General features: G+C 73.6%; 12 protein-coding genes and 1 tRNA gene. 8 read left to right on the top strand and 5 right to left on the bottom strand.

The window, feature by feature from the left end; genetic code table 11:
* Position 1: 1 nt before the first annotated feature.
* Positions 2 to 1,666, bottom strand: coding sequence for an arginine--tRNA ligase (gene argS / locus GA0070610_RS03200; protein ID WP_088998640.1), 1,665 nt, complete (start codon positions 1,664 to 1,666; stop codon positions 2 to 4).
* Between the two features lie 100 nt (positions 1,667 to 1,766).
* Here argS and GA0070610_RS03195 point away from each other — a divergent pair, with 100 nt between their 5' ends.
* The 4 genes from GA0070610_RS03195 (at position 1,767) to GA0070610_RS03180 (ending at position 4,512) form a co-directional block, all read left to right on the top strand.
* Positions 1,767 to 2,633 (top strand): DUF3105 domain-containing protein, encoded by an 867-nt coding sequence (locus tag GA0070610_RS03195; RefSeq protein WP_088998639.1) that lies wholly within the window; start codon positions 1,767 to 1,769, stop codon positions 2,631 to 2,633.
* Positions 2,634 to 2,641: 8 nt separating this feature from the next.
* On the top strand, positions 2,642 to 3,304 hold the full coding sequence (locus GA0070610_RS03190; RefSeq protein WP_088998638.1) for a DUF305 domain-containing protein: 663 nt from the start codon (positions 2,642 to 2,644) through the stop codon (positions 3,302 to 3,304).
* A 223-nt stretch (positions 3,305 to 3,527) separates the two neighbouring features.
* Positions 3,528 to 4,220 carry a winged helix-turn-helix domain-containing protein gene (locus GA0070610_RS03185; protein ID WP_088998637.1) on the top strand — a complete coding sequence of 231 codons (693 nt, stop codon included), beginning with the start codon at positions 3,528 to 3,530 and terminating at the stop codon, positions 4,218 to 4,220.
* A gap of 220 nt (positions 4,221 to 4,440) precedes the next feature.
* A tRNA-Arg gene (locus GA0070610_RS03180) sits at positions 4,441 to 4,512 on the top strand.
* A 57-nt stretch (positions 4,513 to 4,569) separates the two neighbouring features.
* On the opposite strand, the gene GA0070610_RS03175 is transcribed toward GA0070610_RS03180, so the two are convergent.
* Together GA0070610_RS03175 and ligD are read right to left on the bottom strand one after the other, a co-directional pair.
* A complete protein-coding gene (locus GA0070610_RS03175; RefSeq protein WP_088998636.1) occupies positions 4,570 to 5,073 on the bottom strand; it encodes an anthrone oxygenase family protein in 504 nt (167 codons plus the stop codon).
* Positions 5,074 to 5,369: 296 nt separating this feature from the next.
* Entirely contained in the window at positions 5,370 to 6,329 is a 960-nt protein-coding gene (gene ligD / locus GA0070610_RS03170; RefSeq protein WP_088998635.1) for a non-homologous end-joining DNA ligase, read from the bottom strand.
* Between the two features lie 194 nt (positions 6,330 to 6,523).
* Between ligD and GA0070610_RS03165 the strand changes: the two genes are divergently transcribed.
* The 3 genes from GA0070610_RS03165 (at position 6,524) to GA0070610_RS03155 (ending at position 9,916) form a co-directional block, all read left to right on the top strand.
* On the top strand, positions 6,524 to 6,976 hold the full coding sequence (locus tag GA0070610_RS03165) for a winged helix-turn-helix transcriptional regulator (RefSeq protein WP_088998634.1): 453 nt from the start codon (positions 6,524 to 6,526) through the stop codon (positions 6,974 to 6,976).
* A gap of 136 nt (positions 6,977 to 7,112) precedes the next feature.
* On the top strand, positions 7,113 to 7,658 hold the full coding sequence (locus tag GA0070610_RS03160; protein WP_088998633.1) for a TetR/AcrR family transcriptional regulator: 546 nt from the start codon (positions 7,113 to 7,115) through the stop codon (positions 7,656 to 7,658).
* A gap of 38 nt (positions 7,659 to 7,696) precedes the next feature.
* Positions 7,697 to 9,916 carry an MMPL family transporter gene (locus GA0070610_RS03155; RefSeq protein ID WP_088998632.1) on the top strand — a complete coding sequence of 740 codons (2,220 nt, stop codon included), beginning with the start codon at positions 7,697 to 7,699 and terminating at the stop codon, positions 9,914 to 9,916.
* Between the two features lie 110 nt (positions 9,917 to 10,026).
* Here the strand turns inward: GA0070610_RS03155 and GA0070610_RS03150 are convergent, their stop codons facing one another.
* Positions 10,027 to 11,283: an erythromycin esterase family protein gene (locus GA0070610_RS03150; RefSeq protein WP_088998631.1), complete on the bottom strand. Its 1,257-nt coding sequence runs from the start codon at positions 11,281 to 11,283 to the stop codon at positions 10,027 to 10,029.
* Between the two features lie 149 nt (positions 11,284 to 11,432).
* On the opposite strand from GA0070610_RS03150, the gene GA0070610_RS03145 reads away from it, so the two are divergent.
* On the top strand, positions 11,433 to 11,624 hold the full coding sequence (locus tag GA0070610_RS03145; protein ID WP_088998630.1) for a DUF2795 domain-containing protein: 192 nt from the start codon (positions 11,433 to 11,435) through the stop codon (positions 11,622 to 11,624).
* A 4-nt stretch (positions 11,625 to 11,628) separates the two neighbouring features.
* On the opposite strand, the gene erm is transcribed toward GA0070610_RS03145, so the two are convergent.
* Complete coding sequence (gene erm, locus GA0070610_RS03140) at positions 11,629 to 12,426, bottom strand: ErmE/ErmH/ErmO/ErmR family 23S rRNA (adenine(2058)-N(6))-methyltransferase (RefSeq protein ID WP_088998629.1); 798 nt, start codon at positions 12,424 to 12,426, stop codon at positions 11,629 to 11,631.
* Positions 12,427 to 12,858 lie beyond the last annotated feature (432 nt).

The raw sequence follows: 12,858 nt of genomic DNA, 5'->3' as shown, positions 1-12,858 counted from the left end.
CTCACATCCTCTCCGGCGCCGAGACGCCCAGCAGGCGCAGGCCGTTGGCGATGACGGTGCGGGTGGCGTCGTTCAGCCAGAGCCGGGCCCGGTGCAGGTCGGTGGTCTCCTCGTCGCCGCGCGGCAGGATCCGGCAGTCGTCGTAGAACCGGTGGTAGGCCCCGGCCAGCTCCTCCAGGTAGCGGGCGACCCGGTGCGGGCCCCGCAGCTCGGCCGCCGCTGCCACCACGGCGGGGAACTCGGCGAGCGCCTTGAGCAGCTCGTTCTCCTTCTCGTGACCGAGCAGCTCCGGCCGGAACGCCTCGGCGTCGCCCCGGGTCAGCCCCACCTCGGCGGCGTTGCGGCCCACGCTGGCCGTCCGGGCGGCCACGTACTGCACGTAGTAGACCGGGTTGTCGCGGGTGGCCCGGGTCCACAGCTCCACGTCGATGTCGATCGGGGAGTCGCTGGAGTAGCGGGCCAGCGCGTAGCGGGCGGCGTCCACGCCGATGGCGTCGACCAGGTCCTCCAGGGTCACGACCGTGCCGGCCCGCTTGCTCATCCGGACCGGCGCGCCGTCGCGGACGAGGTTGACCATCTGGCCGATCAGGATCTCCAGGTTGCGCTCCGGGTCGTCGCCGAAGCACGCCGACATCGCCTTCATCCGGCCGATGTAGCCGTGGTGGTCGGCGCCCAGCATGATCACGACCCGCTCGAAGCCGCGCTCCCGCTTGTCGAGGTAGTAGGCGCAGTCGGCGGCGAAGTAGGTCCACTCGCCGTTGGACTTGCGCAGCACCCGGTCCTTGTCGTCGCCGAAGTCGGTGGTGCGCAGCCAGGTCGCGCCGTCGGACTCGAACACCCGGCCCTGCTCGCGCAGTCGCTGGAGGGCCAGGTCCAGCTCGCCCCGGTCGTGCAGGTCCTTCTCGTTGAAGTAGGTGTCGAACTCGACGCCGAAGCCGCGCAGCGAGGACTTGATCTCGGCGAACATGAGCTGCACCCCCTCGACCCGGAAGACCTCCTGGGCGGCGTCGTCGTCCAGCTCCAGCACGTCGGGCCGGATGCCGCGCACGGCGTCGGCGATCTCGTTGATGTACGCCCCCGCGTAGCCGTCCTCCGGGGCCGGCTCGCCCTTGGCGGCGGCGAGCAGGGAACGGGCGAACCGGTCGATCTGGGAGCCCGCGTCGTTGAAGTAGTATTCCGTGCCCACCTCGGCGCCGGTGGCACGCAGGAGCCGGCTCAGCGCGTCGCCGACCGCCGCCCAGCGGACGCCGCCGATGTGCACCGGGCCGGTCGGGTTCGCCGAGACGAACTCCAGGTTCATCCGCTGGCCGGCGAGCCGGTCGCTGCGGCCGTACGCCTCGCCCGCCTCGACGATCGCGCGGGCCAGCTGGCCGGCGGCGGCCGCGTCGAGCCGGATGTTGAGGAAGCCCGGGCCGGCGATCTCCACCGACTTGACCCCCGGGGCGCGGCCGAGCTGGTCGGCCAGGGCCGTCGCCAGCTCGCGCGGCGGGACGCCCACCTTCTTGCTGAGCTGGAGGGCCAGCGTGGAGGCGTAGTCGCCGTGCTCGGGGTTGCGGGGTCGCTCGACCACCGTCCGCTCCGGCAGGGCGGAGCGGTCGAGGCCACGCTCGGTGAAGACGGCGTGGGCTGCGGAGAGGACGACCTCGGCGAGTTCTGCGGGAGTCACCGATCCATGTTATCGGGGGTAGACTCGGCACCCGCGGCGGCGACCCAGTGTGTGAGACCGGCCCGCCGGATCCCCTGACCGACCGACCTGACGAGGCACGATGAGCATCAGCACACCGGGTGGCGGCCCCGAGCGGCGCCCGAACGTGGTCAGCACCGGCAAGAAGCCGGCGGCGGGCCGGCCGGCAGCAGGCGCCAAGGCCGGGTCCGGCGGCGCCAAGCCCGGTTCCACCGGCGCGAAGACCGGGTCCACCGGTGCCAGGGCCGGGTCCGGCAAGCCGGTGGGCACCCGCCCCGGCGCCGGGGGCAAGGGCCGCAAGCCCATCGCCCCGGTGAAGGTGAGCCAGGGCCGCTCGTGGGGCCCGATCGCGCTCTTCGTCGCCGTGGGTGTGCTGGCCGTGGCGATCATCGGCTACGGCGCCTGGGCGACGTTCCAGGGTGCTAAGCCGTGGGAGGACCGGGCGGACGCGATCGACGGCATCGTCAACTACCGCGAGAAGGACAAGGACCTCGTGGCGGGCGGCAACCACAAGACGGGCCCCATCACCTACACGGTGCTGCCGCCGGTGGCCGGCCCGCACAACGCGGCCTGGCAGAACTGCATGGGTGACGTCTACCCCGCCCAGATCGCCAACGAGCACGCGGTGCACAGCCTGGAGCACGGCACGGTCTGGATCACCTACCGCCCCGACCTGCCCGCCGACCAGGTGACGAAGCTCGCCGACAAGGTGCGGGGCAAGGAGAAGCTGATGCTCAGCCCGTTCGAGGGGCTGGACAAGCCGATCTCGCTCCAGGCGTGGGGCTATCAGCTCAAGGTCGACAACGCCGACGACGGCCGGATCGACGAGTTCATCAAGACGCTGAAGGTCAACGCCTCGGTGGAGGGCCCGACCGCGCTGTGCAGCCAGGGCATCACCGCCACCGGCACCACCCCGCGTGACGACGCCCAGCAGATGCCGCAGGGCTGAGGAGAGCGATGAGCATCCCGACCATGACCGAGACCAGTGAGCCGGCCAGCCCGGCTCCGGAGCAGCGGCGCCGACCGGCCCGCTGGGGCACGGCCGCACTGGCCCTGGCCGTCGTGGTCGGGCTGCTCCTCGGGTACGCCGGCGGCCTGCTGACGCCCCGGCTGACCCGGCCGGGCGACGCCTCGGCGGAGGCGGGCTTCGCGCGGGACATGATGACCCACCACGCGCAGGCGGTGGAGATGGGTCTGGTCGCCTTCGACAAGGGCAGCGACCCGGAGGTCCGCAGCATCGGCGGCGACATCGCCACCGCCCAGCAGGGCGAGATCGGCACCATGCACACGTGGCTGCGTTCGTGGGGGCTCGACCCGGCGGGCAGCGAGCCGTCGATGTCGTGGATGTCCGACGGCGCCGGCCTGGTCAAGAACGGCCTGATGCCGGGCATGGCGACCCCCGAGGAGATGGCGAAGCTGCACGCGGCGCAGGGCCGGGAGCTGGACGTCCTCTTCCTGCAACTGATGATCAAGCATCACCTGGGTGGCATCCACATGATCGACGGCATCCTCGAGGTCAGCGACGAGCCCGACGTCGTCAGGACGGCGCAGACCATGAAGAACACCCAGCGCAACGACCTCACCAACCTCCAGAACGCGCTCCAGCGGCTGGGTGGCTGACCCGCCCCGCCGCACCGCCCTTTCGACGAGGAGGTCCGTGCGCCGCCGGTTCACCCCGGCGGCCACGGACCTCTCGCCGTCCCGCCACCGGTCGGCTCGGCGCGCCCCATGTCCGGTTTGACGGACTTAGTGACGTGACGAGCGGTCCGACCGATTGCGACACTAAGAGAGTTTTCTCCACACATATCGTGACCAGTTGCGATTCGGGCTCGTTGCGCAGGACGTGGGGGTTGCACTGAGAGACGCACGGCGTTCGGTCACCAGCTGGTGCCGGCGCCACACCATCGGCGGTGACGGGGCGGTGGCAGCCGTCCGTCGCGGACAGCGGCAGGGCGAGCCGGGAACGCTCAGTCGCGAACAGGAGCTCGAACTCATCGACGTCCTGCGGGGCGTCTACCCCGACGAGCTGGGCCTGGACGAGGAGCTGTGGACGCGGCAGAGCCTGCACGCCCTCATCCAGCGCCGGTTCGAGGCTCCCATGGACGCCGGGGCGGTCGGGGCGTACCTGCGGGCCTGGGGGTTGGGCCCGCGCGAACCCCGCGAGCGCGCCTGCGGCCTCTGCGTCGGCGCCGTCGAGCGCTGGGTACGCAGCGAGTACCCGGCCATCACCCGGGCGGCCCAGGAGCACCTCGCCGAGGTCTACTGGATCGGCCGCGTACGCCTGCGCGGGACGATGCCGGCGGCGGACGTCATCTCCGCCGTCTCGTCCCGGGGCCGCGTACGCTTCATGATCACCACGCCGTCGGTCGACCCGCCGCTCCCCCGCGACTTCGTGCTGCGGCTCAGCGGCGAGGAGCAGCGGACGGTGCACCTCATCGTCGACGGCTCCTGGCCCCGCAACGAGTGGCCCCGCCGCCTGCCCCGCCGCATCGTGCTGCACCCGCTGCCGAGCTGCGGCCGCGCCGTCGCCGCCTGACCGCCAACGCCGGCCGACGGCATGGGCGGGTGGAACGTCAGGGGTGCAGCCGGCGTCGGGAGCCGACCATGAGGTTCCACTCGCGCTGCCCGGAGGCTTCCGTCAGCCGCGTCTGGCGGCGCTCGGCGCAGGGGGCACGGGCACGGGCGACACGAGGGCGGACGCCGGATACCGATTCGGCATTCCGGGGAGGCGTTTGCTAGTCTTCTCCAGTCGCTGAGCCCCCGTAGCTCAGGGGATAGAGCACCGCCCTCCGGAGGCGGGGGCGCAGGTTCGAATCCTGCCGGGGGCACAAGAGAAGACGACACGAAGGGCGGACGCCGACGCGTCCGCCCTTCGTTCATCTCGGTCAGGGCCGGGACGCGGTCGTGCGCGCCCAGCGCAGCAGCGCGGTGAACGCCAGCGCCGCCGTCACCGCCCCGCCCACCAGCCGCACCCGGTGCCCGGCGACGAACTCGGCCGCGACCTGACGCAGGTACTCCGGGGAGTGCGTGCCGACCGGGTCCACGAACATGATCTCGTTGCGCGGCCAGAAGAAGAAGACGGAGAACAGGAACTCGCAGGCCACGAAGACCACCGCCGCGCCGGCCACCCACCAGCGCAGCCGGCGGTCGCGCCAGGTGAGCACCGCCGCCGCGAGGCAGGTGAGCACGACGGACGCGCCGAGCGGTGGGAAGTAGTCGCTCGGGCCGCCCGCCACCAGGAACTCGCGGGCCCGGTCCAGCGACGCCGGCGGGTCGCCGAAGATGTTCGGGTAGAGCATCACGGTCTCGGCGGCCACGCCGCCGAACGACATCATCGCCGTCCACACCAGAGCGACGAGCACCGCCCAGGTCAGCCTGTCGCGGGTCATGGGTCCTCCTGCCGGTCCGTCGACGCCGGTCCCGACGCCGTCCGCTGGGTCGTCGTCGACGCTAGGTCGGCCGCCGCCGCCCGTCTGCCGCCCGCAGGCGCGAGGGCGGGGTCGCCTGAGGACGTACGGGGACCCGGCCCGGTCGCCCGTCCACGCAGCCGGGGACCGCCTCCCGACGTAGCCGGGCCGACACACCGACACGGCGGACAGACCGACGCGGTCGGCGGCGAACGACAGGCGGGCAGGACGGGCGGCGGGCGGAGGGCGACGGCCCCGGGGAGGACGGTGCGCGTACGTCAGTCGGCGGCGCGACGGGCGCGGGCCCGGCGCTTGCCCTCGTGCATGGCCTGCACCCGGGCGATCGGGATGGTGTGCCCTTCCGCGACCAGGTCCGCCGGGAGCAGCTGCGGCGCGGGCAGCCGCTCGGCCCAGGGATCGCGCTCGGCGACGAGCGCCGGGGCGGTACGGATCGTGAAGTCCGCCGGGACCACGTCGCCCAGGTCGGCCCAGTCGACGGGGAAGGAGACCGGCACGCCCGGCCGCAGCCGGGGACTGTAGGCGGCCACCACCGTCGCGCCGCCGGCCCGGGTCGAGTCGACGAACACCCGGCCGCCCCGGTCCTCGCGGATGAAGGCGGTGGTGGCCAGCGCCGGATCCAGCCGTTCGGCGCGGGCCGCCACCGCGCGGGTGGCGGCGGCCATGTCCTCGACCGTGGCACCCTGCGCCACGGGCACGAAGACGTGTACGCCCTTGGCGCCGCTGGTCTTGACCGCTCCGGCGAGCCCCACGTCGGCGAGCGCCTGCCGGACCAGCCGTGCGGCGGCGACCGCCAGCGCGAAGGAGTCCCCCTCCGGCGGGTCGAGGTCCAGCACCAGGTGGGTGGGGCGGTGCAGGTCGTCGACCGTGGCGAGGGTGGGGTGGTACTCCACCGCACGCTGGTTGCCGAACCAGAGCAGGGTGCGCCGGTCGTCGCAGAGCGCGTACGAGATCTCGCGGTGCGACGCCTCGGCCCAGACCGGCGTGCGGGCCACCCAGTCCGGGGTGTACTTCGGCAGGTTCTTCTGCATGAACGGCGGCTGCCCCGGCCGGACCCGGATCACCGACAGCGGTCGGCCCCGCAACTGGGGCAGGATCCGCTCGTGGACCGCGTCGAGGTAGTCGACCAGGTCCCGCTTGGTCGCGTCGGCGCCGTCGAACAGCGGCTGGTCGAGGTTGGTCAGCGACACCCCGTCGCGGGTCGCGTCAGCGCCACTCATCCGACCACCTTCGCGGCCCGTGGACCGGCGGTCAACCGGACGCGGCGGTGCGAACCGCGACGAACGGATCGTCACCCGCCCGGCCGGCGTCGAGAACCGTGGGGCCCGCCACGAGGGCGGGCCTCCCCGGTACACGGTTTGTTACCGGGGCGACCCTCTGTGACCATGAGGCGGAGCGTGAGGAGACAACTTCCATGTCCCAGGGGAACAGCGACGCGACCGTCGGCCGGGCGGCGCAGGCGTACGGGGCGGTCGGCGAGCCCTGCACGCCCGGTCAGGCCAAGGCGTGCACCGTCCGCGAGGTGCTGGACCGGGTGGGCGGCAAGTGGAGCATCGGCATCCTGGTCGCCGCCTCCCCGGGCCCGGTGCGCTTCACCGAACTGGAGCGCTGCGTGGAGGGCATCAGCCGGCGGATGCTCACGCTGACCCTGCGCAACCTGGAACGCGACGGACTGCTGCACCGTAGGGTCTACCCGACGGTCCCGAAGGTGGAGTACACGGCCACGCCGATCGCGCTGGAGCTCTACGGGTCGCTGGTCGCGCTGACCAGGTGGGCGGAGCGGCACCGGAGCGCGGTCGCCGACGCCCGGGCCGCGTACGACCGGGCACACGGCGCGGCCGCCCAGGGCGACGGAACCCCCGCCTGAGGCGGCCCGGACCGGCCGAGCCACCGGTGGACCGGTAAACCCCGGCCGCCTGTGGGGAACGCCACGCCCCCGATCTGACCGATCGGTCAGGGTCTGACCGATCGGTCAGGCATGCTGGTCGGGGAGGTGGGCCGGCATGGCGCGGATGGTTCCGGAGACGCACGACGAGATCCTCGTGGCGGCGGCTCGGCGCTTCGCCGCGACCGGCTACCGGGGCACCTCGTTGCAGGACATCGCCCGCGAGGTGGGCTGTTCCAAGGCGGCGGTGCTCTACCACTTCGCCAACAAGGAAGCCATCCTCACCGAGTTGATGGCTCCGGCGATCGGCGTCCTCCAGGCGCTCGACGAGCGGATCCGCGCCCAACGCGGCGCGGCCGCCCAGCAGGTCGCCGCCGAGGGCTTCGTCGACCTCGCGGTCCGCTTCCGGCGCGAGATCGCCCTGCTCCGGGGCGAGTTCCCGGAACTGCTCCAGCAACCCGCCTTCGCGCACATCCAGCGGATCTCCGAGCGGTTGGTCGACGCGCTCGCCGGGCACCCGCAACGCCCGTCCGCCCGGATCACGGCGCTGGTGCTGCTCGCCGGCATCTCCGAGACCTGCGGGGAGTTCGCCGACGTCGGCGACGAGGAGTTGCGCGACGCCCTGCTGGCACTCGCCCGACGGGCCCTGGAGCCCGTCGACTGATCCCGTTTCCACCATCCACGACCGAGGACAAGGAACTCATGGCCACCCTGCTCTACCGGCTCGGCCGGGGCTCGATGCGCCGGCGGCGACTCGTCGCGGCGATCTGGCTCGTCGTACTCGTCGGTCTCGGCCTCGCCGCCGCGACCCTGCGCGGCCCGATAGCCGACAACTTCACCATGCCCGGCACGGAGTCGCAGCGCGCCCTCGACCTGCTCGCCGAGCAGTTCCCGGCGGCCAGCGGCGCGACCGGCACGATCGCGGTCAAGGCGCCGGCCGACGGCGCGCTCGCCAGCCCGCAGGGGCAGGCCGTGGTGAAGGAACTCACCCAGGAGGCCGCGACGCTGCCCGGCGTCGTCGGCGCCGTCGACCCGTTCCAGGTGGGGGCGGTCTCCCCCGACGGCCGGTACGCGCTGGTCCAGGTCCAGTTCGCCACCGGCGCCGACGAGGTGACCGACGCCCAGCGCGACGCGTACGAGAAGGTCGGCGAGCGGGTCGAGGCCCAGGGCTGGGAGGTCGCGCCCGGCGGCGAGGTGCTCAGCAGCGTGCCGGAGGTCGGCTCGACCGAGGCGATCGGTGTGGCGGTCGCCGCGATCGTCCTGGTGGTCACGTTCGGTTCGTTGGTGGCGGCCGGGATGACGATGCTCAACGCGCTGATCGGCGTGGGCGTCGGCATGGCGGGCCTCTTCGCGATCAGCAGTGTGGTCGACCTGAGCAGCACCGCCCCGATCCTCGCCCTGATGCTCGGCCTCGCGGTCGGCATCGACTACTCGCTCTTCATCACCTCCCGCTACCGGCAGAACCTGATGGAGGGGCTGCCGCCGGACGAGGCGGTGGGCCGTGCCGTGGGCACCGCCGGCTCGGCCGTGGTCTTCGCCGGCGCCACCGTGGTCATCGCGCTGGCCGGGCTGGCCGTGGTGAACATCCCGTTCCTGACGGTGATGGGTCTGGCCGCCGCCGGTACGGTCACCGTCGCGGTGCTGGTCGCGATCACCCTCCAGCCGGCCCTGCTCGGCTTCGCCGGCCGCCGGGTGCTGCCCCGCAAGCTGCGCACCACCGTGCCGGCCGGGGACGCGGCGTCCGGGGAGCGGGCGGCCGACGCCGCCGAGGCGGGCACCACGCCGGCCGAGGACCGGTCGGGCTTCGGGTTCCGCTGGGCGCGTCTCGTCACCCGGTTCCGGGTGCCGGTCATCCTGGTCGGGCTGATCGGGCTGGGGCTGCTCGCGCTGCCCGCGCCCGACATGCGCCTGGCGCTGCCCGACGCGGGCACCGCGCCGGTCGGCTCGCCGGCGCGGGCGTCGAACGACCTGATCACCGAGGGCTTCGGGCCGGGCTTCACCGGCCGGCTCGCGGTGGTGGTCGCCGGGGACACCCCGCAGGCGACCTCGGCCGCCATCCCGCAGGTCACCGCGCTCGTCCAGGGCACCGAGAACGTCCTCGCGGTGGCCCCGCCGCAGCTCAGCCCGGACGGCCGCACCGCGCTGCTCGGGGTGGTGCCGAAGACCGGCCCGACCGACGAGGCCACCGAGACCCTGGTCAACGACGTACGCGCGAAGGTGGGCGAGTTCCGCGACGTCGAGGTGCTGCTGACCGGCGCGACCGCGATCGGCATCGACGTCTCCGAGAAGCTCTCCGACGCCCTGCCGGTGTACCTGCTGCTGGTGGTGGGCCTCTCGGTGCTGCTGCTGATGCTGGTCTTCCGTTCGCTGCTGGTGCCGGTCAAGGCGGCGCTGGGCTTCCTGCTGACCGTCGCCGCCACCTTCGGCATCACCGTGGCGGTGTTCCAGCAGGGCCACCTCGCCGACCTGGTCGGCCTGGACACGCCGGGCCCGCTGGTCAGCTTCCTGCCGATCCTGCTCATCGGCATCCTGTTCGGCCTGGCGATGGACTACGAGGTCTTCCTGGTCTCCCGGATGCGGGAGGACTTCGTGCACGGCGACACCGCGCAGCAGGCGACCATCAACGGAATGGGGCACGGTGCCCGGGTGGTGACGGCCGCCGCGCTGATCATGATCTCGGTCTTCGGTGGCTTCGTCTTCCTCGACGACCCGGTCATCAAGTCGATGGGCTTCGCGCTCGCGATCGGCGTCGCCATCGACGCGTTCGTGGTCCGGATGACCATCGTGCCGGCCGTGATGTCGCTGCTCGGCAAGCGGGCCTGGTGGCTCCCCCGCTGGCTTGACAGGATCCTGCCCAACGTCGACATCGAGGGCGAGGGCCTGCGCGCCCACCTGGACGACAGGTCCCCGGCCCGCGCCTGACCCCGCCCGCCCGGGTCGATCATGCAGTTGTGGTGCCCCGCACAACCGGCGAAGCCGGCTGGAACGGGCACCACAACTGCATGATCAGCGGGAGCGGAGCGGGGACGCGGTCAGACGCCCGCCGGGTAGGTCTCCATCTCGCCCGGGGTCGTCAGGGCCGGGAGGGGGTGCAGGGTGGTCGTCTCGTCGCACCAGACGAAGGCGTCGTAGCGCTCCCCCAGGCGGGTCGGCACGTAGTTGCCCCACGACTCGAAGGACGGGTCGTAGACCACCCCGATCGCCCGGTGGTCGGCGGTCCCGGTGACCCAGCCGGGCTGGTCGTCGCCGCCGAAGACCAGCACGGCCCGCTCGGGCATCAGCTCGTGCAACCGGTGCTCGACCGAACCGGGGCGGGCCGGCGGCACCACCATCGCCTCAGCCGGCGAGCCCCAGCGGGGCGCGGCGAGCACCGTGCCCCGGTAGCCGCCGAAGCCGACCAGGACCACCTCGTCCGCGCCGTGCCGCTCGCGGGCCAACTGGCCGACGTTGACCATCCCGTCGGCGGCCATGTCGGTGGCCCGGGCGTCGCCCACGTGCGTGTTGTGCGCCCAGACGACGCCCCGCCCGCCCGGTCCGTAGCGCTCCAGCAGCCGGTCCAGGGTGTCCGCCATGTGCGTGTCCCGGATGTTCCACGACTCCGGCCCGCCGCGCACCATCGCCCGGTAGTAGCGCTCCGCCCCGGCCACCACCTCCGCGTTCTGCCAGGCCGAGAAGCTGTCCGGGCCGTCCGCGGCGGCCTGTTCGCGGGTACGCGCCAGCAGCCGTACGACCTCCTCCTCGCAGCGGGCCGAGACGAACCGGCTCGCCATGCCGTACTCCTCGACCCGCTTGCCGTACGGCTCGAAGCAGCGGTAGGCGTCCTGGGCCGCCTCCAGCGAGCCCGGGTCCTCCTCGCCGAGGTAGTCGAAGATCGCCTGCATGGACTCCCAGAGGCTGTAGACGTCCAGCCCGTGGAAGCCGGCCCGGGCGCCCTCGGGCCGCTCCACGTTCCACGCCCGCAGCCAGGAGCAGAAGCGGGCCACCTCGGCGTTCGCCCACATCCACGTCGGCCAGCGCTCGAAGCGCTCCAGCGCGACACGCGGGTCGGCTGCCCCGCCCGGGGCGGCGGTCACCGAGCGGTGCACCCGGTCGCAGTCGGGCCAGTCCCCCTCCACCGCCACGAAGGAGAACCCGCACTCGGCGATCAGCCGGCGGGTGAGCTGTTCGCGCAGCCGGTAGTAGTCGTAGTTGCCGTGCGTCGCCTCGCCGATCATCACGATCCGGGCGTCCCGGACGCGCTCCAGCAACGGGTCGAAGTCGCTCGGCGCGCCGAGCCGCTGAACCAGCATGGGGGCGGCTACCCGGCGCGCCGCCGGGCAAACCGCCGATCGTCGATCGGCGGGCGTGTGCCGGCGGGCTCAACGGGTAGCCCGCCGGCATGACCGTCACCGGCGTGCCGCAGGCGTGTGCCGGCGGGCTCAACGGGTAGCCCGCCGGCATGACCGTCACCGGCGTGCAGTTGCAGGAGTACCTGGCCGGGCTCGACTACCCGGTCTCCCGCGAGGACCTGGTCCGCTGGGGCCAGGAGAACGGGGCCAGCACGGAGATGCTCCAGACGCTGCGGGCCCTGCCGGCGGAGGAGTTCGGCTCCCCCGCCGAGCTGAGCGAGGCCCTGAACACCCTGGCCTGATCCCTCAGCGGGCGTGCAGCAGCCGGAACAGCACCAGCCACTGCTCGGGCCAGACGTGCCCGACCGGGGTGGCCGGGTCGAGCCGGGTCGCCCGCAGCGCCGCCGCCAGCCGCGCCCGCGGGTAATGCCGGGCGAGCGAGGCCGCGAGCGAGCCGCCGACCCCGTCGAAGCCGATCTCTACCATCCGGCGGTACGCGGGCAGCGCCGACGCGGCCAGCAGCGGCTCCGGGCGCCGCTCGATCCGCAGGATGCCGGCGTCGACCCTCGGCACCGGCCGGAACGCGGTGCGGGGCACCCGCCCGACCAGCCGCCAGCCGAACTCCGGCCAGGTCAGCACGGTCAGCCTGGTCCACCGGCCGTAGTCGCCGCCGCGTCGCCGGGCGTACTCCAACTGGGTGAGCAGGGTGGCCGCGCGCAGGCCGGGCGCGGCCAGGCACCAGCGCACCACGGCCGAGGTCAGCGACCAGGGGATGTTGCCGACCACGTCGAACTCCTCCGGCGGCGGCGCTGCGGTGAGGAAGTCGGCCTGCCGGTGCGTCACGTTCGGCAGGGCGGCGCAGAGCCGGGCCAGCTCGGCGCCGGCGGCCGGGTCCACTTCGTACGCCGTCAGGTGCCGGCAGCGGGCGGCGAGCGGCCGGGTGAGCTGGCCCCGGCCGGCACCCACCTCCAGTAGGAGCCGGTCGGGTCCGGGCCGGGCGGCGTGCACCACGCGGGCGATCGCGGCCGGGTCGGCGAGGAAGTTCTGGGACAGTACGCGACGGGACCGGTCGCGTTCGGTTGCTCGGGTACGGCGGGGCGCCACGGGTCGTCGTCCTGTCTGTCGCCGTGCGGCGACGGAGCGGACAGGCAGCCGCGAGCGCGGGCCTGTCCGAGGATTCGGGGACTCGGACGGCCCTGGGCGGGACGCGGAACGCGGGATCGGCGGCGCACCACAGGCGCCACGCCGGCGGGCACGACCGGGCGGCATCAGCCCCGGGTCGGCACCCGGACGAGTGGCGGGGGCGGCGTCGCGCCCGGGGGTCACCCGGGCGGGGCGCCGCGCGTGCGGTGCGAGGTCAGTCGCGGGTCGCGCCGGCCAGGGCCGGACGCCGGACTCGCGGGCGGGCCACCGGCGGCGGCCCGAATGCGGCCGGCGTACCGACCGCCTCGATCAGAGCGTACGCGGACATGCGGCGACCCTAACCGCGCCCGCCGGCGGGAGGCGACCGCTTTTCCGCCTCGGCGGGCCCCGGCG

The organism is Micromonospora echinofusca, from assembly GCF_900091445.1.
Lineage (GTDB): Bacteria > Actinomycetota > Actinomycetes > Mycobacteriales > Micromonosporaceae > Micromonospora > Micromonospora echinofusca.
This window is presented reverse-complemented; position numbering and strand designations above follow the sequence as displayed.

Coding starts and splice junctions, on each gene's coding strand:
- GA0070610_RS03195 (WP_088998639.1), top strand. CDS start 1,767: ATGAGCATCAGCACACCGGGTGGCGGCCCCGAGCGGCGCCCGAACGTG.
- GA0070610_RS03190 (WP_088998638.1), top strand. CDS start 2,642: ATGAGCATCCCGACCATGACCGAGACCAGTGAGCCGGCCAGCCCGGCT.
- GA0070610_RS03175 (WP_088998636.1), bottom strand. CDS start 5,073: ATGACCCGCGACAGGCTGACCTGGGCGGTGCTCGTCGCTCTGGTGTGG.
- ligD (WP_088998635.1), bottom strand. CDS start 6,329: ATGAGTGGCGCTGACGCGACCCGCGACGGGGTGTCGCTGACCAACCTC.
- GA0070610_RS03165 (WP_088998634.1), top strand. CDS start 6,524: ATGTCCCAGGGGAACAGCGACGCGACCGTCGGCCGGGCGGCGCAGGCG.
- GA0070610_RS03160 (WP_088998633.1), top strand. CDS start 7,113: ATGGCGCGGATGGTTCCGGAGACGCACGACGAGATCCTCGTGGCGGCG.
- GA0070610_RS03155 (WP_088998632.1), top strand. CDS start 7,697: ATGGCCACCCTGCTCTACCGGCTCGGCCGGGGCTCGATGCGCCGGCGG.
- GA0070610_RS03150 (WP_088998631.1), bottom strand. CDS start 11,283: ATGCTGGTTCAGCGGCTCGGCGCGCCGAGCGACTTCGACCCGTTGCTG.
- GA0070610_RS03145 (WP_088998630.1), top strand. CDS start 11,433: ATGACCGTCACCGGCGTGCAGTTGCAGGAGTACCTGGCCGGGCTCGAC.